The 20,154-nt window shown below is 61.6% G+C and carries 17 protein-coding genes; 11 read left to right on the top strand and 6 right to left on the bottom strand.

Features of this window, described 5'->3' with window-relative positions; all coding sequences use genetic code 11:
- Positions 1–114 precede the first annotated feature (114 nt).
- From ACJ8PE_RS10815 to ACJ8PE_RS10795, 5 genes are all read left to right on the top strand, one after another.
- On the top strand, positions 115–1,041 hold the full coding sequence (locus tag ACJ8PE_RS10815) for an aminoimidazole riboside kinase (protein WP_047573657.1): 927 nt from the start codon (positions 115–117) through the stop codon (positions 1,039–1,041).
- Positions 1,042–1,236: 195 nt separating this feature from the next.
- Entirely contained in the window at positions 1,237–2,646 is a 1,410-nt protein-coding gene (locus ACJ8PE_RS10810) for a carbohydrate porin (RefSeq protein WP_101453879.1), read from the top strand.
- Positions 2,647–2,709: 63 nt separating this feature from the next.
- Positions 2,710–4,080, top strand: coding sequence for a sucrose-specific PTS transporter subunit IIBC (locus tag ACJ8PE_RS10805; protein ID WP_033644635.1), 1,371 nt, complete (start codon positions 2,710–2,712; stop codon positions 4,078–4,080).
- The gene (locus ACJ8PE_RS10800) at positions 4,080–5,489 is read left to right on the top strand and encodes a sucrose-6-phosphate hydrolase (RefSeq protein ID WP_197792738.1); all 1,410 of its coding nucleotides are present in this window, start codon (positions 4,080–4,082) and stop codon (positions 5,487–5,489) included. The genes ACJ8PE_RS10805 and ACJ8PE_RS10800 overlap by 1 nt, the downstream gene beginning before the upstream one ends.
- Positions 5,490–5,510: 21 nt before the next feature.
- Positions 5,511–6,554: a LacI family DNA-binding transcriptional regulator gene (locus ACJ8PE_RS10795; RefSeq protein ID WP_033644632.1), complete on the top strand. Its 1,044-nt coding sequence runs from the start codon at positions 5,511–5,513 to the stop codon at positions 6,552–6,554.
- A 56-nt stretch (positions 6,555–6,610) separates the two neighbouring features.
- Here ACJ8PE_RS10795 and exbD read toward each other — a convergent pair whose 3' ends face one another.
- Both exbD and exbB read right to left on the bottom strand, forming a co-directional pair.
- Positions 6,611–7,033 carry a TonB system transport protein ExbD gene (gene exbD, locus ACJ8PE_RS10790; RefSeq protein WP_004937307.1) on the bottom strand — a complete coding sequence of 141 codons (423 nt, stop codon included), beginning with the start codon at positions 7,031–7,033 and terminating at the stop codon, positions 6,611–6,613.
- A gap of 3 nt (positions 7,034–7,036) precedes the next feature.
- Positions 7,037–8,014, bottom strand: a complete 978-nt coding sequence (gene exbB / locus ACJ8PE_RS10785; RefSeq protein ID WP_080280861.1) for a tol-pal system-associated acyl-CoA thioesterase — start codon at positions 8,012–8,014, stop codon at positions 7,037–7,039.
- A gap of 430 nt (positions 8,015–8,444) precedes the next feature.
- Between exbB and metC the strand changes: the two genes are divergently transcribed.
- Both metC and ACJ8PE_RS10775 read left to right on the top strand, forming a co-directional pair.
- A complete protein-coding gene (gene metC / locus ACJ8PE_RS10780; protein ID WP_033644631.1) occupies positions 8,445–9,641 on the top strand; it encodes a cystathionine beta-lyase in 1,197 nt (398 codons plus the stop codon).
- A gap of 145 nt (positions 9,642–9,786) precedes the next feature.
- Positions 9,787–10,449, top strand: a complete 663-nt coding sequence (locus ACJ8PE_RS10775; protein WP_197759929.1) for a DedA family protein — start codon at positions 9,787–9,789, stop codon at positions 10,447–10,449.
- A gap of 10 nt (positions 10,450–10,459) precedes the next feature.
- Here the strand turns inward: ACJ8PE_RS10775 and ACJ8PE_RS10770 are convergent, their stop codons facing one another.
- Positions 10,460–11,380: a LysR family transcriptional regulator gene (locus ACJ8PE_RS10770; protein ID WP_197792698.1), complete on the bottom strand. Its 921-nt coding sequence runs from the start codon at positions 11,378–11,380 to the stop codon at positions 10,460–10,462.
- Positions 11,381–11,487: 107 nt separating this feature from the next.
- Between ACJ8PE_RS10770 and ACJ8PE_RS10765 the strand changes: the two genes are divergently transcribed.
- A complete protein-coding gene (locus ACJ8PE_RS10765) occupies positions 11,488–12,516 on the top strand; it encodes a zinc-dependent alcohol dehydrogenase family protein (protein WP_197792699.1) in 1,029 nt (342 codons plus the stop codon).
- Between the two features lie 19 nt (positions 12,517–12,535).
- Here ACJ8PE_RS10765 and ACJ8PE_RS10760 read toward each other — a convergent pair whose 3' ends face one another.
- Entirely contained in the window at positions 12,536–13,423 is an 888-nt protein-coding gene (locus ACJ8PE_RS10760) for an AraC family transcriptional regulator (RefSeq protein ID WP_202396379.1), read from the bottom strand.
- 226 nt (positions 13,424–13,649) lie between these two features.
- On the opposite strand from ACJ8PE_RS10760, the gene yqhD reads away from it, so the two are divergent.
- The 3 genes from yqhD (at position 13,650) to ACJ8PE_RS10745 (ending at position 16,674) form a co-directional block, all read left to right on the top strand.
- Positions 13,650–14,813, top strand: a complete 1,164-nt coding sequence (yqhD, locus tag ACJ8PE_RS10755; RefSeq protein ID WP_197759927.1) for an alcohol dehydrogenase — start codon at positions 13,650–13,652, stop codon at positions 14,811–14,813.
- A gap of 287 nt (positions 14,814–15,100) precedes the next feature.
- Positions 15,101–15,925 (top strand): 2,5-didehydrogluconate reductase DkgA, encoded by an 825-nt coding sequence (dkgA, locus tag ACJ8PE_RS10750; RefSeq protein ID WP_442536759.1) that lies wholly within the window; start codon positions 15,101–15,103, stop codon positions 15,923–15,925.
- A 143-nt stretch (positions 15,926–16,068) separates the two neighbouring features.
- Positions 16,069–16,674: a transglycosylase SLT domain-containing protein gene (locus ACJ8PE_RS10745; protein WP_033644624.1), complete on the top strand. Its 606-nt coding sequence runs from the start codon at positions 16,069–16,071 to the stop codon at positions 16,672–16,674.
- Between the two features lie 62 nt (positions 16,675–16,736).
- Here ACJ8PE_RS10745 and ACJ8PE_RS10740 read toward each other — a convergent pair whose 3' ends face one another.
- Together ACJ8PE_RS10740 and ACJ8PE_RS10735 are read right to left on the bottom strand one after the other, a co-directional pair.
- Positions 16,737–18,905: a YgiQ family radical SAM protein gene (locus tag ACJ8PE_RS10740; protein ID WP_072626973.1), complete on the bottom strand. Its 2,169-nt coding sequence runs from the start codon at positions 18,903–18,905 to the stop codon at positions 16,737–16,739.
- An 80-nt stretch (positions 18,906–18,985) separates the two neighbouring features.
- The gene (locus tag ACJ8PE_RS10735; protein ID WP_149542313.1) at positions 18,986–19,720 is read right to left on the bottom strand and encodes a GntR family transcriptional regulator; all 735 of its coding nucleotides are present in this window, start codon (positions 19,718–19,720) and stop codon (positions 18,986–18,988) included.
- Positions 19,721–20,154 lie beyond the last annotated feature (434 nt).

Below are 20,154 nucleotides of genomic sequence, written 5' to 3'. Positions count from 1 at the left end.
TATTTTTTGATCTTCCTCACTCCCCAAACGCCTGACGCATTATTTCATTGCTTTGCTAAACCGGTTCTTCTATTTTAGCCACCCATCAGACATCGGTAGAAACAGGGATTAAGCATGGCGAATCGCGTATGGGTGCTGGGCGACGCAGTGGTCGATTTGGTGCCAGAAAATTCAAACAGTTATCTTAAATGCCCCGGCGGCGCGCCGGCTAACGTGGCGGTGGGCGTCGCCCGCTTGGGCGGCGACAGCGCCTTTATCGGCCGAGTGGGGCAAGACAGCTTCGGCGCCTTTCTGCAGCAGGTGCTGAGCGAAGAAGGGGTGGATATTGACCATATGCTTTCGGATCCCGAACACCACACCTCCACGGTAGTGGTGGATCTCGATCAGCACGGTGAACGCTCATTCACTTTCATGGTACAGCCCAGTGCCGATCTGTTTTTACAGCCTGACGATCTGCCGGCCTTCCAACGCGGCGAGTGGCTGCATCTCTGCTCCATCGCGCTGTCGCAGGAACCCAGCCGCAGCGCGGCCTTTACGGCAATGGAAAACATTCGGGCGGCCGGCGGGCGGGTCAGTTTCGATCCCAATATCCGCGAAGAGATCTGGCGCCAACCGGAAGCGCTGCGCCCCTGCCTGCAAAAGGCGTTGCTGCTGGCGGACGTGGTGAAACTGTCGCGCGAAGAGCTGGTTTTCATCAGCCATCTTGACGATGTGGAGAACGGCATCCGCTGGATGATGCAAACCTACCCGTTGCGCCTGTTGCTGGTCACGCTGGGCGGCGACGGCGTCTACGTGCATGACGGCCAACGGCTGCGTCATTTCCGCGCGGCGCCTGTCGTGCCGGTCGATACCACCGGTGCCGGCGACGCGTTTGTCGCCGGGCTGTTAGCGGCGCTGGCGCGCCTTCACGCATTGCCGCAAGAAGCGCAATGGCCGGCGATTATCGCCCAGGCTCAGGCCTGCGGTGCGCTGGCCACCACCGCCAAAGGCGCCATGACCGCCCTGCCCCGCGCCGAAGAGCTCGCCGCTTTTCTGCGCTGATCCCCTGCATCCACGGCGATCCCCTGGGCGCCGTGGTCTTTTAACCCCACGATTTGCGCACTCGATCACAATAGCTGAATCGGGTTAGCAAACTTGATTGCCAGTCCGCTTCTCGATCGTTATCTTTCGCCATGAAAAACCGGTTTAGCAATTTAGCAAAAAATAATAACAACCCTTCCCGGATGATAGACGATGATGAAAAAACTCAGCTATTTGGCGATAACAACAGGGCTTTTCCTCTCCACTTCTGCCGCTGCGGCCTCCGGCGACGGCAGTATCGAGGCGCGTCTTAACGCGCTGGAACAACGTCTGGCGCAGGCGGAACAGCGCGCCGCTCAGGCTGAAACCCGCGCCACGGCGGCGGAACGCCGGGCGCAACAGCTGGAGCAGCGCACCGCCAGCACCGAGCGGCAAACCGCGCGGGTCGCGCAACGCGCCGCCGCGCTGGAAACGCAATCCCCCGTGACCGGCGCGCTGAAACTGAACGGCTTCAACGATCTGAAGCTATACGGCGACGTGGAGTTCAATCTGGACGGCGCCAGCCGCAGCGGCCAACTGACGTCGTTGAAAGGCAGCGATCACAAGGATTGGAAACCCGGCAACAAAGAGCGCTGGGACATCAACGGCCGCATTCTGGTGGGGCTGGACGGCTATCGCCGCAATCCGGACGGCAACTTCTCCGGTTTCAGCGTCCAGCCGCTGGCGGACATGACCGGCAAAATGAACCTGGACGACGCCGCTTTCTTCTTCGGCAATGAAAAGAACTGGCAAACCAAAATCGGCCGCTTCGAAGCCTACGACATGTTCCCGCTGAATCAGGACACTTTCATTCAGTATTCAGGCAACACCGCCAACGATCTTTACGCTGACGGCTTTGGCTATATCTATATGATGAAAGAAGGCCGTGGCCGCAGCAGCAGCGGCGGAAACCTGATGTTGAGCAAATACGCCGGGGATGTCTATTTCGAACTGAACACGCTGGTGGAAGACGGCACCTCGCTGTTCCAGGACAACAGCTACCACGGCAATGCGCTGAACAATAAGAAAAACGTCGCCTATTTGCGCCCGGTGATCGCCTGGAAGAAAGAGGCCTTCAGCATCGCGGCGGCGATGGAAAGCAACGTGGTGAATAATGCCTACGGCTATCAGGACAGCCAGGGCCGCTTCGTCGATCAATCCAAGCGCAACGGCTACGGCATGACCATGAGCTGGAACACCAACGCGGCCGATCCGGATAACGGCGTGGTGGCCAACCTGAGCACTGCCTACCTGGACGCCGCCGGCGAGCAGGACTTGACCGCCGGCGTCAACGTACTGTGGCGGCGCTTCGAACTGGGTTATATCTATGCGCACAACAACATCAAAGAGTTCAATACCGCCGGGATCGCCGCCGATATCCACAATCCACTCAGCGAGCCGGGCAACTACGACATCCACACCGTTCACGCGTCGTATCAGATACCTAACATTATGAATATGAAGAATTTCAATGTGTATTTAGGCGCCTATGTTTCGCTGCTGGAAGCCAACGCAGAGAACAAGATCGCCAACGGCGACAACGACCAGCGTTACGGCGTGCGCGCCAGATTCAAGTATTTCTTCTGACATCGATGAACGTATTTCCGCCGCGCAGAGCGCGGCGGCATTTTAATTCAGCAAGGGGACAACATGGACATTACCGCAACCGCCAACGCGCTGTTGCCGCTGCTTGGCGGTAAAGAGAACATCGCCAGCGCCGCCCACTGCGCCACGCGCCTGCGCCTGGTGCTGGTGGACGACAGCAAGGTGGACAAAGAGGCCATCGGCAAACTGGACGGCGTCAAAGGCTGCTTCAGCAACGCCGGTCAGATCCAGGTGATCTTCGGCACCGGGCTGGTCAACAAGGTGCATGCGGAATTCATCAAGGCGGCGGGCGTCAGCGAATCCAGCAAAGCCGAAGCCGCCGATATCGCGGCGAAAAAGCTCAACCCGCTGCAGCGCATCGCCCGCCTGCTGTCGAACATCTTCGTGCCGATCATCCCGGCCATCGTCGCCTCCGGCCTGCTGATGGGGCTGCTCGGCATGGTGAAAACCTATGGCTGGGCGGATGCCGACAGCGCGCTGTTCGTGATGCTGAACATGTTCAGCTCGGCGGCGTTCATTATCCTGCCGATTCTGATCGGTTTCACCGCCGCCCGTGAATTCGGCGGCAACCCCTATCTGGGCGCCACGCTCGGCGGCATTCTGACGCACCCGGCGCTAACCAACGCCTGGGGCGTCGCCGGAGGGTTCCATACCATGAACTTCTTCGGTCTGGAGATCGCCATGATCGGCTATCAGGGCACGGTATTTCCGGTGCTGCTGACGGTGTGGTTCATGAGCCTGTTGGAAAAACGCCTGCGCAAGGTGATCCCCAACGCGCTGGATTTGATCCTGACGCCGTTCCTGACGGTCGTGATCTCCGGGTTTGTCGCCCTGCTGTTTATCGGCCCCGCCGGCCGGGCGCTGGGCGACGGCATCTCCTTCGTGCTCAGCACGCTGATCGCCCATGCCGGTTGGTTCGCCGGCCTGCTGTTCGGCGGCCTCTATTCCGCCATTGTCATCACCGGCATCCATCACAGCTTCCACGCGGTGGAGGCCGGGCTGCTCGGCAACCCCAACATCGGCGTCAACTTCCTGCTGCCGATTTGGTCGATGGCCAACATCGCTCAGGGCGGTGCCTGCCTGGCGGTGTATTTCAAAACGCGCGATGCAAAAATCAAAGCCATCGCGGTGCCCTCAGCCTTTTCCGCCATGCTCGGCATCACCGAGGCGGCGCTGTTCGGCATCAACCTGCGCTTCGTGAAACCGTTCCTGGCGGCGCTGGCGGGCGGCGCGCTCGGCGGCGCCTGGGTGGTGGCCAATCATGTCGGCATGAACGCGGTCGGGCTGACGGCGATCCCCGGCATGGCGATCGTGCAGGCCAGTTCGCTGGTCAGCTATATCATCGGCCTGGCGATCGCGTTTGGCAGCGCCTTCGCCCTCTCCCTGCTGCTGAAATATAAAACGGACGCGCAATGATGGAGGAGCTCAGCTTAATCAAGCAGGCAATGCGGGCGGTCATGAACGGCCTGCCGGGAGCGCTGCGCGATCCGCACCGCCCGGCCTGGCATCTGGCGCCCAGCGTTGGCCTGCTGAACGATCCCAACGGCTTCATTCAGCACAACGGCGTTTATCATCTGTTCTATCAATGGAATCCGCTGGGCTGCGACCATCGCAACAAGTGCTGGGGACATTGGCAGTCGACCGACTTGCTGCGTTGGACGCATCAGCCGATCGCCCTGGCGCCGGGCGCCTGTTACGACAGCCACGGCTGTTACTCCGGCTCGGCGGTGGTGGCGGAAGACAAAATCACGCTGATCTACACCGGCAACGTGAAATTCCCCGACGGCTCACGCACCGCTTACCAGTGCCTGGCTCAGGAAAGCGATCGGAGCGAGTACCGCAAACTCGGGCCGGTGCTGCCGCTGCCGGCGGGCTACAGCGGGCACGTACGCGATCCGAAAGTGTGGCGTCATCAGAATGCGTGGTACATGGTGCTCGGCGCGCGGGACTTGCAGGATCGCGGCAAGGTGCTGTTACTGCGCTCCGCCGATCTGCGCGGCTGGCAACCGCTGGGCGAGATCGCCGGTTCCGGCCTGAACGGCTTAGGCGAATTCGGCTACATGTGGGAGTGCCCGGATCTGTTCTCGCTGGACGACGCCGAGGTCTTGATCTGCTGCCCGCAGGGGCTGGCGCCGCAGCCGGAACGCTACCTCAATCGCTATCAGGCCGGTTATCTGATCGGCAAGCTGGATTACCGCCAGGCGGCCTTCCGTCACGGCGAATTCCGCGAACTGGACGCCGGCTTCGAGTTTTATGCGCCGCAGACGACGCTGGCGGAAGATGGCCGCCGCTTGCTGTTCGGCTGGATGGGCGTGCCCGAGCAAGATGAAGAAGCCCATCCGACGCGCCGCTACGGCTGGATCCACACCATGACCTGCCCGCGCGAGCTGTCGCTGCGGCATGGCCGCCTCCAGCAGCGTCCGGCGCGCGAGCTGCAACAGCTGCGCGGCGAACGAACATGCTGGCAGGGCCGCGCCGATGACGCCCCCGCCTGCGCGCTGGGGGCCGCGGAGCTGCAGTTGGCGCCGCAGGGCGCGTTCAACGCCGCCTTTGGCGACGCAATGACGCTGAACTGGGACGGCGAAAGGCTGCGGCTGACGCGCGCTTCCCTGGCCGACGGCCAGCCGGAGCACCGTTACTGGCGCGGCCCGGTCACGCATCTGCAGCTGTTGTTCGATCGTTCCAGCGTGGAGATCTTCATCAACCGCGGCGAGGCCGTGATGAGCGCGCGCTACTTCCCGGCCATTGAGCCGCAACTGCGGCTGTCCGGAAACGCGCCGCTGGCGTTGGAATACTGGCCGCTGACGCCATGCATGCTAGAATGACGCATCCTCCGATGACTTCAGATGGCGTCAGTGAAAAAAAATAAACGCATTACCATCAGTGACATCGCCACGCTGGCCGGGGTGTCGAAATCGACCGCCAGCCTGGTGCTGAACGGCCGCAGCAAGGAATACCGGGTGTCCGACGACACCCGCGACCGCATTCTGGCGCTGGCGCACGAACACCATTATCAGCCCAGCATCCACGCCCGCTCCCTGCGCTCCAACCGCAGCCACACGCTGGGGCTGGTGGTGCCGGAGATGACCAACTACGGCTTTGCGGTGATTTCACGCGAGCTGGAAACGCTGTGCCGCGAAGCCGGCCTGCAGCTGTTGATCGCCTGCACCGATGAAAACCCGGCGCAGGAGATGATGGCGGTGAACAGTCTGGTACAGCGGCAGGTGGACGGCTTGATCGTCGCCTCCAGCCAGTTGAACGACGCAGAATACCAGAAGATCAACGCCGGGCTGCCGGTGGTGCAGATGGATCGCCTGATCGCCGGCTCCGAACTGCCGCTGGTGATCACCGATTCGGTCAATTCGACCGCCGACCTGGTGGAAACGGTCGCGCGCCAACATCCGGATGAAATCTATTTTCTCGGCGGGCAGCCGCGCATTTCGCCGACCCGCGATCGCCTGGCCGGCTTCCAGCTTGGCCTGGAGCGCGCCGGCGTAACGTGCAAACCGGAATGGATCATCAACGGCAACTATCACCCCAGCTCAGGTTACGAGATGTTCGCTCAGCTGTGCGCACAGTTGGGGCGTCCGCCCAAAGCGCTGTTTACCGCCGCCTGCGGCCTGCTGGAAGGCGTATTGCGTTATCTGACGCAGCATCAGCTGATGGAGAGCGACATTCACCTGTGCAGCTTCGACGATCACTACCTGTTCGACTGCATGACGCTGAAGATAGACACGGTCGCGCAAGACTGCCTGGCACTGGCGCAACATAGCTTCGACAACGTCACCGCGCTTATCGACGAGCGGCCGCTGGAACAGAACGCGCTGTATCTGCCGGGCCGCATCCACTGGCGCCATGCCGGTTCCAGGGATTTGCTGGCAAAGGCGTGACAGCTCTTTAGCCGTAAAAAAAGGGCGCCTGAGCGCCCTTTATCGTTTTGCTGCCGCTACTTGGCGGCGCCTTCCATGCCCACCAGCCCCACTTTCAGGTAACCGGCTTTACGCAGGGTGTCCATCACGCTCATCAGCGTTTCATAGTCCACGCTCTTGTCCGCCTGGAAGAAGATGGTGGTTTCTTTGTTCGCCTGAGTGCGTTGATCCAGCACCGAGGTCAGCTGATCGGCATTCACCGGCTGATCGCCGACGTAGAGCTGCTTGTCGGCCTTCACCGACAGGAAGACCGGTTTTTCCGGCCGCGGCTGCGGCTTGGCGGAAGAAGCCGGCAGATCGACGCGGATATCTACCGTTGCCAGCGGCGCGGCCACCATAAAGATGATCAACAGCACCAACATGACGTCGATAAACGGCGTCACGTTGATTTCATGCAGTTCGCCGCTGTCGTCCAGATCTTCATTTAAGCGCATCGCCATGACTCACCCCGCCCGCAGTTGATGTGCGTGCTGTGAGCGCTTGGCTTCCGCCGTTGCGGCCAGATCCAGATCGCGGCCCTGCAGCAGCAAGACCTGGGCCGCCACGTCGCCCACCTGGGCGCGATGGCCACTGATGACGCGGGCGAAGATGTTGTAGATCACCACCGCCGGGATCGCCGCCACCAGGCCCATTGCGGTCGCCAGCAGCGCCTCGGCGATGCCCGGCGCCACGACCGCCAGGTTGGTGGTCTGCGAATGGGCGATGCCGATGAAGCTGTTCATGATGCCCCATACGGTACCGAACAGGCCGACGAACGGCGAGATGGCGCCGATGGTGGCCAGAAAGCCGTTGCCGCGGCCCATATTGCGGCTGTAGGCCGCCACGCGGCGCTCGAGGCGGAAACCGGTGCGCTCTTTGATGCCGTTGTTGTCGTCAGACTCGGCGGACAGCTCCAGCTCGTTTTGCGCATCGTTCAGCAGCACCGCGCTGACGCTCTCCGGGGAGAAGTTTTGCGCCAGCTCGGAAGCTTCATCCAACGAGCGCGCGTCGGCCAGCGCCGACTGTTCGCGGCGCAGACGGCGCTTGGCGCGCAGCAGTTCGCTGCCTTTGGCGAACAGAATGGTCCAGGTCACGATAGACGCCAGCACCAGGCCGATCATCACCGCTTTCACCACCGCGTCGGCGTGCTGGTACATGCCCCAAATGGACAAGTCCATACCGCGGGTTTCCGGCGGCTGGATCGTGGGCGCCGGGTTCACCGGCGTGATGCTTTCCGGCGCGGCGGCTGCAGGCGCTGGCGCGGTGGCCGGCGCAACGCTTTCGGCAACGGCCGGATGGGTCGCCGGCGCAGCCTGCGCGCTGCCGGCCAACCCTACGACCAGCACCATTGAAGCCATCAGGCTGCGGCCAAAGGCCTTGCCCCACTGCGCCCGGCCCTGGCCGAACGATCCTTGATTTAAATTCTTGCCAGCCGTTTTCACGCTGTGCCTCCACCCATTACCGATCAAAATTAAGGAATAATTCAGCGTGCGATCATATCAAACCAACCGGGGATTGATAGTAGTTCTCATTATTATTTACCAAATAAACGAGAAAATTTTAGACACCTCCGCAACCAAACGCCAATCCACGCCCGTTCACCGCTAAAAGCCCCTTTTATAGGGCGATTTCGTTACTTTTCTCCCACAACGGCGCAACAACGCCACGCTGCCGAACGGCGTCTCGACCGATGAATGGGCTTCTCTCTGGCCGCTCGGCAGAAGGATGACGCGAAAAATGCGCGGGCGGCAGCCAATTATAGCCGTTTCTATATCCAGAAGTTAAAACGTCTGGATGGCTATAATAACTCATGCTAACGTAAGGGCTATCGCAAACGGGCAGTGCAGAGCAACCAGAGGTGAGCCAGGTACCATGACGTCAAAACACATCGAAACCACGCTGATCGGCGCCGGCCGCGGCAAACGCTACACCCAGGGCTCCGTCAACCCCGTGACTCAACGCGCCTCTTCCCTGGTCTTCGACTCCGTCGCCGCCAAAAAACAGGCCACCGCGCAACGCGCCCACGGCGAGCTGTTTTATGGCCGACGCGGCACGCTGACCCACTTCGCGCTGCAGGATGCGATGGTGGAGCTGGAGGGCGGCGCCGGCTGCGTGCTGTACCCCTGCGGCGCGGCGGCGGTGGCCAATGCGATCCTGTCGTTCGTCGGCGCCGGCGATCACCTGCTGGTCACCGGCTCAGCGTATGAACCGACCCAGGACTTCTGCACCCACATCCTCGGCCGCATGAACGTCAGCACCACCTATTTCGATCCGCTGATCGGCGCCGACATCGCCACGCTTATCCAACCCAATACCCGCGTGGTGTTCCTTGAGTCCCCCGGCTCCATCACCCTGGAAGTGCAGGATATCCCGGCGATGGTGCAGGCCATTCGCGCCGTGGCACCGGACGTGGTGATCATGATAGACAACACCTGGGCGGCGGGCGTGCTGTTCAAGGCGCTGGATTTCGACATCGACATTTCCATTCAGGCCGGCACCAAATACCTGATCGGCCATTCCGATTACATGCTCGGCACTGCCGTCGCCAACGCGCGCTGTTGGGAGCAACTGCGCGAGTACTCCTATCTGATGGGGCAGATGGTGGATGCCGACACCGCCTACATGGCGAGCCGCGGCCTGCGCACCCTGAGCGTGCGGCTCAAGCAGCACGAACGCAGCAGCATTGAGGTCGCCAACTGGCTGGCCGAACGGCCGGAGGTGGCGACGGTCAATCACCCGGCCCTGCCCAGCTGCAAGGGCCACGCGTTCTACCGCCGCGACTTCAGCGGCTGCAACGGGCTGTTCTCTTTCGTGCTGAAAGAGCGGCTGGATGAGGCGCAGCTGGCCGCTTACCTGGACAACTTCAGCCACTTCAGCATGGCCTACTCCTGGGGCGGCTTCGAGTCGCTGATCCTGGCCAATCAGCCGGAAGAACTGGAAGCGATCCGCCCGGCGGGCGGCGTCGATTTTTCCGGCACGCTGGTGCGGTTGCATATCGGTCTGGAGAACGTCGAAGACCTGATCGCCGATCTGGCGGCCGGCTTCGATCGCCTCAACGGCGTGCGCTAAGGCGGATTCCGGTAATTTTCTTCGTCTCGTTTAATGTCGGCTTAAGCTATTAGCGGTACACTAACCGGGTAACTGTCAGATACGGTAACCGCCGCATCCTGGAGAACGTGACCCCGGGCGCAACCGGCATGCAACAGGACATAAAATGGATGTATTACGAGAGATTATTCATGCGCTTTGGCAGCAGGACTTCATCGCCCTCGCCGATCCCAGCGTGATTTGGGTGGTTTACGCCGTACTTTTCACCACCTTGTTTTTGGAAAACGGACTGCTGCCCGCCTCCTTCCTCCCCGGTGATAGCCTGCTGTTGCTGTCGGGCGCGCTGATCGCCAAAGGCGTGATGGGCTTTGCCCCCACCCTCTTGATTCTGACCGCCGCCGCCGGCCTCGGCTGCTGGCTGAGCTATATCCAGGGCCGCTGGCTGGGCCACACCAGACTGGTGAAAGGCTGGCTGCTGCAACTGCCGGCCCAATACCATCAGCGCGCGCATAACCTGTTCAACCGCCACGGGCTGACGGCGCTGCTGATCGGCCGCTTCCTCGGCTTCGTGCGCACGCTGCTGCCGACCATGGCCGGCATTTCCGGGCTCAACAGCTCCCGCTTCCAGGTTTTCAACTGGCTGAGCGCAGCGATCTGGGTCTGCGCGCTGGTCGGCCTCGGCTACGCTTTCAGCCAAATTCCGCTGGTGAAACGCCACGAAAGCCAGGTGATGACCGGCCTGATGCTGCTGCCGCTGCTGCTGCTGTTCGTCGGCCTGCTCGGCGCCATGCTGGTGGTCTGGCGTAAAAAACGCGCTTCCTCTTCCTGATCCCGGCGCGCTACAGCGCTTTCTCGACCAACGCCAGGCGAGGCGGCAACTTGCTCACCAGCGTATCCACCGCCAGCCGCACCTTCAGCGGCAGGTGAGGCGTGTTCGGCCACACCGCATGCGCTTCAAAGGCGGCGCCGGGCCGATCGCGCAGCAGGCGCACCAGCGCCCCGCTCAACAGCTGTTCACGCACCAGCCAACACGGCAGCCAGGCGATGCCGAACCCGGCCGTCGCCGCATCCGCAATCGCCTGCAAATCGTCCATCTGCAATCGGTTATTCGGCATCACTTCCTGCGGCTCGCCGTTCTCGTCCAGCACCCGCCAGCTGCGCCGCGCGCCGGTGCGCATATAGGTCACCGCCTCGTGCTGGGCCAGTTGCTCAATGCTGTGCGGTTCGCCGCACCGCTGCAGATAGGCCGGCGAGGCGCACAACGTCATGCGGTGATCGCCGATCCGCCGCGCCACCAGCCCATTGCTGTTGGCCAGCGTGCCGTTGCGGATCGCCATATCGAAGCCGTCCTCAATCAGATCCACCACCCGATCGCTGAACGACAGCTCCAGCTCCAGGCCGGGATGCTCACGCGTCAGCTCGGTCAGCAGCGGCGCGATGCACATGCGGCCAAACAACACCGGCATCGATACCCGCAGCCGGCCACTGACCTGCCGCTTGCCCGACTCCAGCAGCGTTTCCGCGCCGCGGATCTCCTCCAGCGCCCGCAGGCAACGCTCATAGAACAACGCGCCATCGTCGGTCAGGCTCTGGCTGCGGGTGGTGCGATGAAACAGCCGCACGCCCAGCCGCTGTTCCAGCCGGGCGATCGTTTTCCCCACCGCCGAGCGCGACAGGTGCAGCCGACTGGCCGCCAACGCAAAACTGCCCGCCTCCACGGCGGTGACGAATACCGAAATGCCGCTCAATCGATCGCTCATGGTTTGTCGCTCTAAAAGAAACAATCTGCGGAAATCTTATCGCCACTGGCGAACCTTCATCAACGATATTATCGACAGGTCGTTAATCGCAGACTTTGGAGAACATCATGACCGACACGATGCAACGCTGGACGATGGACGCCCTGGGGCGTGAACACCTGCAGCTGACCACCGACGCGATCCCGCAGCCGGGGCCGCGCGAGATCAGAGTGAAAGTGAAGGCGGTAGCGCTCAACTACCGCGACAAAATGATGATTGAAAGCGGCATGGGGCTGACGCTGCCGCAGTCGTTCACCCCCGCCTCGGACATGGCCGGCGAGGTCGACGCCGTCGGACCCGGCGTCAGCCGTTTCCAACCCGGCGCCCGGGTCATCTCTACCTTTAGCCCCGGCTGGATCGACGGCCGGAAAAAACCGTACGGCAATGCGCGCCAGGCGCCTTACCACACCCTTGGCGGCTTCTATCAGGGCGTGCTGGCGGAATACGTGATTTTGCATGAAGACTGGTTGGTGGCGGCGCCGGCGTCGCTGGACGACGTGCAGGCCAGCACCCTGCCTTGCGCCGGGCTGACCGCCTGGTTCGCGCTGGTGGAACAGGGCAAACTGCATGCCGGCGAGACGGTGCTGGTGCAAGGCACCGGCGGCGTGGCGCTGTTCGCGCTGCAGATCGCCAAAGCCCACGGCGCGGAGGTCTATGTCACCTCCGGCAGCGATGAAAAGCTGGCGCGAGCCCTGGCATTGGGCGCCAATCATGGCATCAACCGGCTGGACGGCGATTGGGTGGAGGCGATTTATGCGCTGACGCAGGATCGCGGCATCGACCATGTGATCGATACCGTCGGCGGCCCGAATTTGGGCAACTCGGTGCGCGCCGTGGCGGTGGGCGGCCGCATCTCAGTGATCGGCGTCCTGGCGGGCGCCGAGATCTCCGCCCCCGCCGGCCTGCTGCTGCTGAAATCGGCGGAGATCCAGGGCATCGGCGTCGGCCACCGCCGCGCGCTGGAAGATCTGGTGCGCGCCGTGGACGCCGTCAACCTGCAGCCGGTGATCGACCAGGTATACCGGCTCGATCAACTGCCGCAGGCGTTGGATCACCTCGATCGCGGCCCGTTCGGCAAGATCGTGCTAACCCCATAGCCCACTGCCCGGCGGCGGCTCACCCCTCCAGCATCAGCGGATTGGCGTCGCGCAGCCGGGCGACTTCATCCCCCGGCGTGACGCCAAACAGGCGTTTGAATTCACGGCTGAACTGCGACGCGCTCTCGTAGCCGACGCGGATCGCCGCGGTGCTGGCCTTCAGGCCGTCATGCACCATCAGCAAACGCGCCTTGTGCAGCCGGTACGACTTCACGTACTGCAGCGGCGAGGTGTTGGTCACCGCCTTGAAGTTATGGTGAAACGCCGACACGCTCATGTTGACCTCGCCGGCCAACTGCTCGACGTTGAGGCTCTCGGCATACTGATTTTCTATGCGCCGCAGCGCCTTGGCGATCTGACTGAAATGGGTATGACGGTTGACCAGCTCCTGCAGCGACGCGCCGCAGGCGCCGCGCAGCACGTAGTAGAGGATCTCGCGCACGATCTGCGGCCCCAACACCCGAGCGTCGAGCGGCTTGGCCATCACGTCCAGCAGACGTTCGGTGGCGCACAACAGCTCTTCCGTCAGCTCGGCCAGGTTTACGCCGTTGCTCTCCGCGCGCGGCTGCATCAGGTAGTCGTCGTCGCCGATGTCGATCAGCAAGTCCTGCAGCATTTGGGTATCGATATTGACCGCCAACCCAACCAGCGGCAGCTCCGGGCTGGCGAAGGTTTCGCACTCGAACGGCAGCGGCACCGTCATCAGCAGGTAGTTGCGCGGATCATACTGGAACACCTTGTTGCCGCAATAGCCGACCTTGTGCCCCTGAAAGATGATGACGATCCCCGGTTCGTACATCACCGGCTGGCGCGGGCAGTGGCGATCGACATACAGGATCTTCACCCGCGGCACCGGTGACGGCGTATAGCCGTTGCCGGTGGCGATAGCCATAGCCTGGCGCGCCATGCGGCTGCGCAGCGCATCGATTTCAGTCACGGAAACACCCTCTTACAGTCAGAACGATTCGGCATAAATCATAATTTAAAACTCTCTATTTCTACAATCACCTGTAGAAATAGGCAAGAACCAAACAGGAATGTGCATTGTGCGTTACCGCCAGGTTGCTGACAATACGGGCCAGAAACCTTTGCGCCGCTTTGGCGCCCGCCTGACAGAAAGAGAGAAATCAACCATGCAAAACTTCATTCTGCATACCCCAACCAAAATCCTGTTCGGCAAGCAGCAAATCGCCGAAGTGGCCGGCCAGATCCCGGCGGACGCGCGCATTCTGATCACCTACGGTGGCGGCAGCGTGAAGAAAAACGGCGTGCTCGACCAGGTGTATAGCGCACTGGCCGGCCGCGACGTACGGGAATTCTCCGGCATCGAACCTAACCCGACCTACGAAACCCTGATGAAAGCGGTCGAGGTGGTGAAAGCGGAAAACATCGATTTCCTGCTGGCGGTCGGCGGCGGTTCGGTGGTTGACGGCACCAAGTTCATCGCCGCCGCGGCCCGTTATACGGCCGACAGCGATGCCTGGCATATTCTGCAGACCGTCGGCAGCCACATCACTGACGCGGTGCCGATGGGCTGCGTGCTGACGCTGCCGGCCACCGGTTCAGAATCCAACAGCGGCGCGGTGATCACCCGGAAGAGCAGCGGCGACAAGCAGCACTTCTTCTCGCCGCTGGTGCAGCCGCGTTTCGCCGTGCTGGATCCGGTGGTGACCTACTCGCTGCCGCCGCGCCAGGTAGCCAACGGCGTGGTCGACGCCTTCGTACACACCCTGGAACAGTATCTGACCTACCCGGTCGACGCCAAGGTACAGGATCGCTTCGCCGAAGGCCTGCTGTTGACCCTGCTGGAAGACGGCCCGCGCGCGCTGGCCGAGCCGGAGAACTATGCGGTGCGCGCCAACGTGATGTGGAGCGCCACCATGGCGCTGAACGGCCTGATCGGCGCCGGCGTGCCGCAGGACTGGGCGACCCACATGCTGGGTCATGAGCTGACCGCCATGCACGACCTCGACCACGCGCAAACGCTGGCCATCGTGCTGCCGGCGCTGCTGCACGAGAAGAAAGCGCAGAAACGCGAAAAGCTGCTGCAGTACGCTGAACGCGTCTGGGGCCTGCGCGAAGGCAGCGAAGACAGCCGCATCGACGACGCGATCGCCGCCACCCGCGCCTTCTTCGAGCAGATGGGCGTGCCGACCCGCATGGCGGATTATCAGCTCGACGGCAGCAGCATTCCCGCGCTGCTCGACAAGCTGCAGCAGCACGGCATGACCGCCCTGGGCGAGCATCAGGATATCACCCTGGACGTCAGCCGCCGCATTTATGAAGCGGCGCGTTAATCGCAAAACGGCGATTTTTTGCTAGGCTTTAGTCTTCGCCAGCCATTTTTCGCCGCATTCTGCGCTCGGCCGATCGCCGGGCGCAGTCGGGCGCCTCAGCGCGCCGCCGCTCGTTTCGCACCCTTCGTCTTACCGCTCATTCGCAGGGAGAGCGGGGAGAAAATCGCCCTCCCGCCACCGCTGAAATTAGGCTGGCAAACCCGGCAACCGCCCATTTTGCCAACTAGAATTTATCTATAGCCGTTTCGGTGCCGCAGGCGCCGCAATCCGTACACAAGGAGATGCGCATGACAACGCAACAACCCATCATCAAACTCCACGATGGTAATCTGATGCCGCAGTTGGGTCTCGGCGTTTGGCAGGCGAGTATTGAAGAGACCACCCGCGCGGTCAGCAAAGCGCTGGAGATCAGTTACCGCTCCATCGACACCGCCGCGATCTACAAGAACGAGGAAGGCGTCGGCGCCGCGCTGCAGTCCAGCGCGCTGCCGCGCAGCGACCTGTTCATCACCACCAAGCTGTGGAACGACGATCAGGGCGATCCGCTGGCGGCGCTGGAAACCAGTCTGGAAAAGCTCAAGCTGGACTACGTGGATCTGTATCTGATCCACTGGCCGCGCCCGCAGCAGGATCAATACGTCTCCGCCTGGCGCGAGCTGATCAAACTACGCGAACAAGGCCTGGTGAAAAGCATCGGCGTGTGCAACTTCCATACGCCGCACCTGCAGCGTCTGTTGGATGAAACCAACGTGGCGCCGGTCGTCAACCAGATCGAGCTGCACCCGTTGCTGCAACAGCGCCAGCTGCGCGCCTGGAACGCCACGCACCATATCGCCACCGAATCCTGGAGCCCGCTGGCGCAGGGTGGTGAAGGGGTATTCGACCAGCCGCTGATCAAGGCGCTGGCCGAGAAATACGAGAAGACTCCGGCGCAGATCGTGGTGCGCTGGCACCTGGACAGCGGCCTTATCGTGATCCCGAAATCGGTCACGCCGTCGCGCATCCGCGAAAACTTCGAGGTGTTTGATTTCAAACTCGATAAGGACGAACTGGGCGAGATCGCCAAGCTGGACGTCGGCAACCGCCTGGGGCCGGATCCGGATACCCTGTAACCCCCCTCAAGCCCTCTCCCGCCGGAGGGGGCTTTTCCTTCCCGCACATTGCTCCTTTGCGCCGCCTGACGTTATGATGACGACGCCGGAGGCTCCGGCCACCGGTTAACGCCGTTAAAAAAAACAGACAAGCACGGAGCACCATGAAATTCTCTTTCTCACACGGGTCACGGCTGGGCATGCTTTGCATCATGCTGGTGCTGGCGGGTTGCGCCGGCAAGAAACAGCGCGTCAGCTACGATCGCCACGCCTTCGATAGCGCCATTCAAGACGCCGCCAGCGAATACGGCGTGGACGCCAAGCTGATCACCGCCATGATCCAGGTGGAGTCCGGCTTCAACCCTTCCGCAGTGAGCAGATCCAATGCGATCGGCCTGATGCAGCTGAAAGCCGATACCGCCGGCTGCGATGCCTATCGCTACAAAGGCAAACGCGGCTGCCCGGACGACGATGACCTGCGGGATCCCGACACCAATATCGATCTTGGCGCCGCCTATCTGGCCACCTTGCAAAAACAACAGCTTAAAGGGATCGCCAATCCCGTCACGCTGCGCTACGCCACCATCATCGCCTACGTCAACGGCACCGGGGCGCTGCTGCGCACCTTCTCCAGCAACCGCCAGCAGGCGATCGCGATGATTAACAACCTGTCGCCGGAAGCCTTTAACTGGCACGTGCGCAAATACCATCCCGCCCCGCAGGCGCCGCGCCATTTGATGAAAGTGGAAGCCGCTTACGAACGGTTGTAATTAGCCAAAGTAAAAAGGAGAACCCGAGGGTTCTCCTTTTTGTTTGCGCGCGGGCCTCGTCGTTACGGCTTGGCCTTGCGAATCGGTTTGCGCGGTGGCCGGTTGGACGGCGTGCGCTGCCGATTGATGTCGGTATGCTTGGTCAACGCCGGTCGGGTGTGGCGCTGCAGCCGTTTCGCTTCGCGCTGCTCGTCGATGCTCGGCGCCGGCACCAGACACTCGCGGCGGCTGCCGATCAGGTGCTTCAGCCCCATCTCTTCCAGCGCGGCGCGGATCAGCGCCCAGTTGGCCGGATCGTGGTAACGCAGCAGCGCCTTATGCAGGCGACGCTGGCGCTCGCCGCGCGGCACCACCACGTCTTCACTCTTGTACCCCACCTTGCTCAGCGGGTTTTTGCCGCTGTAATACATGGTGGTGGAGTTGGCCATCGGCGAAGGATAGAAGTTCTGCACCTGATCGAGGCGGAAACGGTTCTTCTTCAGCCACAGCGCCAGGTTCACCATGTCTTCATCGCGGGTGCCCGGGTGCGAAGAGATGAAGTACGGGATCAGGTACTGCTCTTTGCCCGCCTGCTTCGAATAGTGATCAAACAGCTGTTTGAAGCGATCGTAGCTGCCCATGCCCGGTTTCATCATTTTCGACAGCGGGCCTTCTTCGGTGTGCTCCGGCGCGATCTTCAGGTAGCCGCCGACGTGGTGGGTCGCCAGTTCCTTGATATAGCGCGGATCTTCCACCGCCAGATCGTAACGTACCCCGGAGGCGATCAGGATCTTCTTGATGCCCTCCAGCGAACGCGCGCGGCGGTAAAGCTTGATGGTCGGCTCGTGGTTGGTATCCATATAAGTGCAGATCTCCGGATACACGCACGAGGCGCGGCGGCAGGTCTGCTCGGCGCGCGGGTTGGTGCAGCGCAGCATATACATGTTGGCGGTCGGGCCGCCCAGATCGGAGATCACGCCGGTAAAGCCCGGCACTTTGTCGCGGATCTCTTCGATTTCGCGAACGATCGAATCTTCCGAACGGCTCTGGATGATGCGCCCTTCGTGCTCGGTGATCGAACAGAACGAACAGCCGCCGTAGCAACCGCGCATGATGTTCACCGAGAAGCGGATCATGTCGTAGGCAGGAATGCGCTCCTGACCGTAGGACGGGTGCGGCACGCGCTGGTAAGGCAGGGCGAAGACGCTGTCCATCTCCGGCGTGGTCAGCGGGATCGCCGGCGGGTTGATCCACACGTAGCGATCGCCGTGTTTTTGCATCAGCGCGCGGGCGCAGCCGGGGTTGGTTTCATGGTGCAAAATGCGCGAGGTGTGCGCATACAGCACCTTGTCGCCCTTCACTTTCTCGAAGGACGGCAGCAGCACGTAGGTCTTCTCCCACGGCTTCGGCTTGGCGGCGCGCACCGTGACAGGCTTGGCTTCCGGCTCCTTCGGTTTGGCGCCGTCGGCGCACGGCAGATCCTCGCCGTACGGGTTCGGGATAGGTTCGATGCGGCCCGGCTTGTCGAGGCGGGTGGAATCCACGCCGCTCCAGCCCGGCAGCGCTTCTTTACGCATCACCGCGGTATTGCGAATATCGTGGATATCACCGATCTTCTCGCCGGCGGCCAGACGGTGCGCCACTTCCACCAGCGGGCGTTCGCCGTTGCCGTAGATCAGCATGTCGGCTTTGGAGTCCACCAGCACCGAGCGGCGCACGGTATCCGACCAATAGTCGTAGTGGGCGATGCGACGCAGGCTGGCTTCGATGCCGCCCAGCACGATCGGCACGTCTTTATAGGCTTCTTTGCAGCGCTGGCTGTAGACCAGGGTGGCGCGATCCGGGCGCTTGCCACCGACGTTGCCGGCGGTGTAGGCGTCATCGTGGCGCAGTTTGCGATCGGCGGTATAGCGGTTGATCATCGAATCCATGTTGCCGGCGGTGATGCCGAAGAACAGATTCGGTTTCCCCAACCGCATGAAGTCTTCTTTGTTGCTCCAGTCCGGCTGCGCGATGATGCCGACGCGGAAGCCCTGCGCTTCCAGCATGCGGCCGATGATCGCCATGCCGAAGCTCGGGTGATCGACATAGGCGTCGCCGCTGATAATGATCACGTCGCAGCTGTCCCAGCCCAGTTGATCCATCTCTGCTCGCGACATCGGTAAAAACGGCGCGGTGCCATAACATTCCGCCCAATAAGGCTTATAAGAAAACAGTTCACGATCGGGTTGGATCAGGCTGGTGGTGCTCATTCTGCTGCTCTTTTTACAGGTTAATTAATCGCCGGGCGGCGATTATACGCACTAGTGGCAAAAAGAGCATGGTTATTTCGCTAACCATTCACCTCGAATTCATAAACGTCGCTGCGGCACAAGATATCGCTGAACTCCAGCGCCTCGCCCCGGGCGTTGCGGCTGGTTTGGAGGATGTGCAACAACGGCGCGCCGCACGGTACGTTGAGCAGCTCGGCGACCTCGCCGCTGCAGGACACCGCCTTCAACAAAAAGTGTTTATCTTCAGGCACGATGCCGCGCGATTGCCATAACGCATACAGCGAATGCTCCAGCTGCGCCGGTTCAGGCAGGAAGCGCAGCGGAATATAGGTGGTTTCCAGCGAGACCGGGCTGCCGTTCAGCAAGCGTAAACGCCGCAGTTTGACCACCTCATCCCCTTCCGCGATCCCCAGCGCGGCCGCGGCCTTGGCCGGCGCGCCGACCCTCGCGCGCAGCAGCCATCGGTTGCTGACGCTGCTGCCGTGACGCAGCGCCTGAGCGGTAAAACCGCTGTCCTTATCGAGGGAATAGCCGATACGCATCGCCACGCGGGTGCCAACGCCCTGCTGCCGCGAAATCAGCCCCTTCTCCTCCAGCAGTTTCATCGCCTTGCTGACGGTGACGCGCGACAGCGCCAAACCTTCCGCCATGTGCCGTTCCGGCGGCAGAAATGCCTCCGCCGCCAGCACCTGCTGCCTGATCGCGGTTTCTATCGCCGTCGCCAGCTGAATATAGCGCGGCGCCGCCGCCCCCTGCGCCAGATGTTCACGCAGCCAGGCCATAAAATCCGTCATTCGCCCGCCCTCTTGTTCCGCCCTATGCCCAAACTTCACTTTCTCCTATCGCCGATCTGGCGATAAAGCCTCTCACCATAACTAAAATATTGCTAATGTTTTCAGAGGGACATCACAATTTTTATTCAATGGACTTTCATTGGATCTAGATCGCGCGTAATCTGTGCTTATTGATGTTGAAACATCAATGGCACCAACACCAGGGATCCACCTTTAAAACAACTAAAAATCCGCTGCCGACCAGACAGGACGCACCTGATGGTCAGGCAGCGGGCATACGCTGTCCGCATCCCGTTCGCTGAAGCGGATGGACGACCCTTTGGGATGAATTGCCCGCTTCTCGCCGTACCCGATGGGTCACGTTGCCCAAGACGCCACTACAAATGACAAATAATAAGCAACGGTGCTAATGGATAGCTTGCTCACGGCTCATC

The sequence above is a fragment of the Serratia sp. CY74737 genome, from assembly GCF_052166775.1.
Classification (GTDB): domain Bacteria; phylum Pseudomonadota; class Gammaproteobacteria; order Enterobacterales; family Enterobacteriaceae; genus Serratia; species Serratia ureilytica.
The sequence above is the reverse complement of the archived record's forward strand: the minus strand, read 5'-3'. Positions and strand labels throughout refer to the sequence as shown.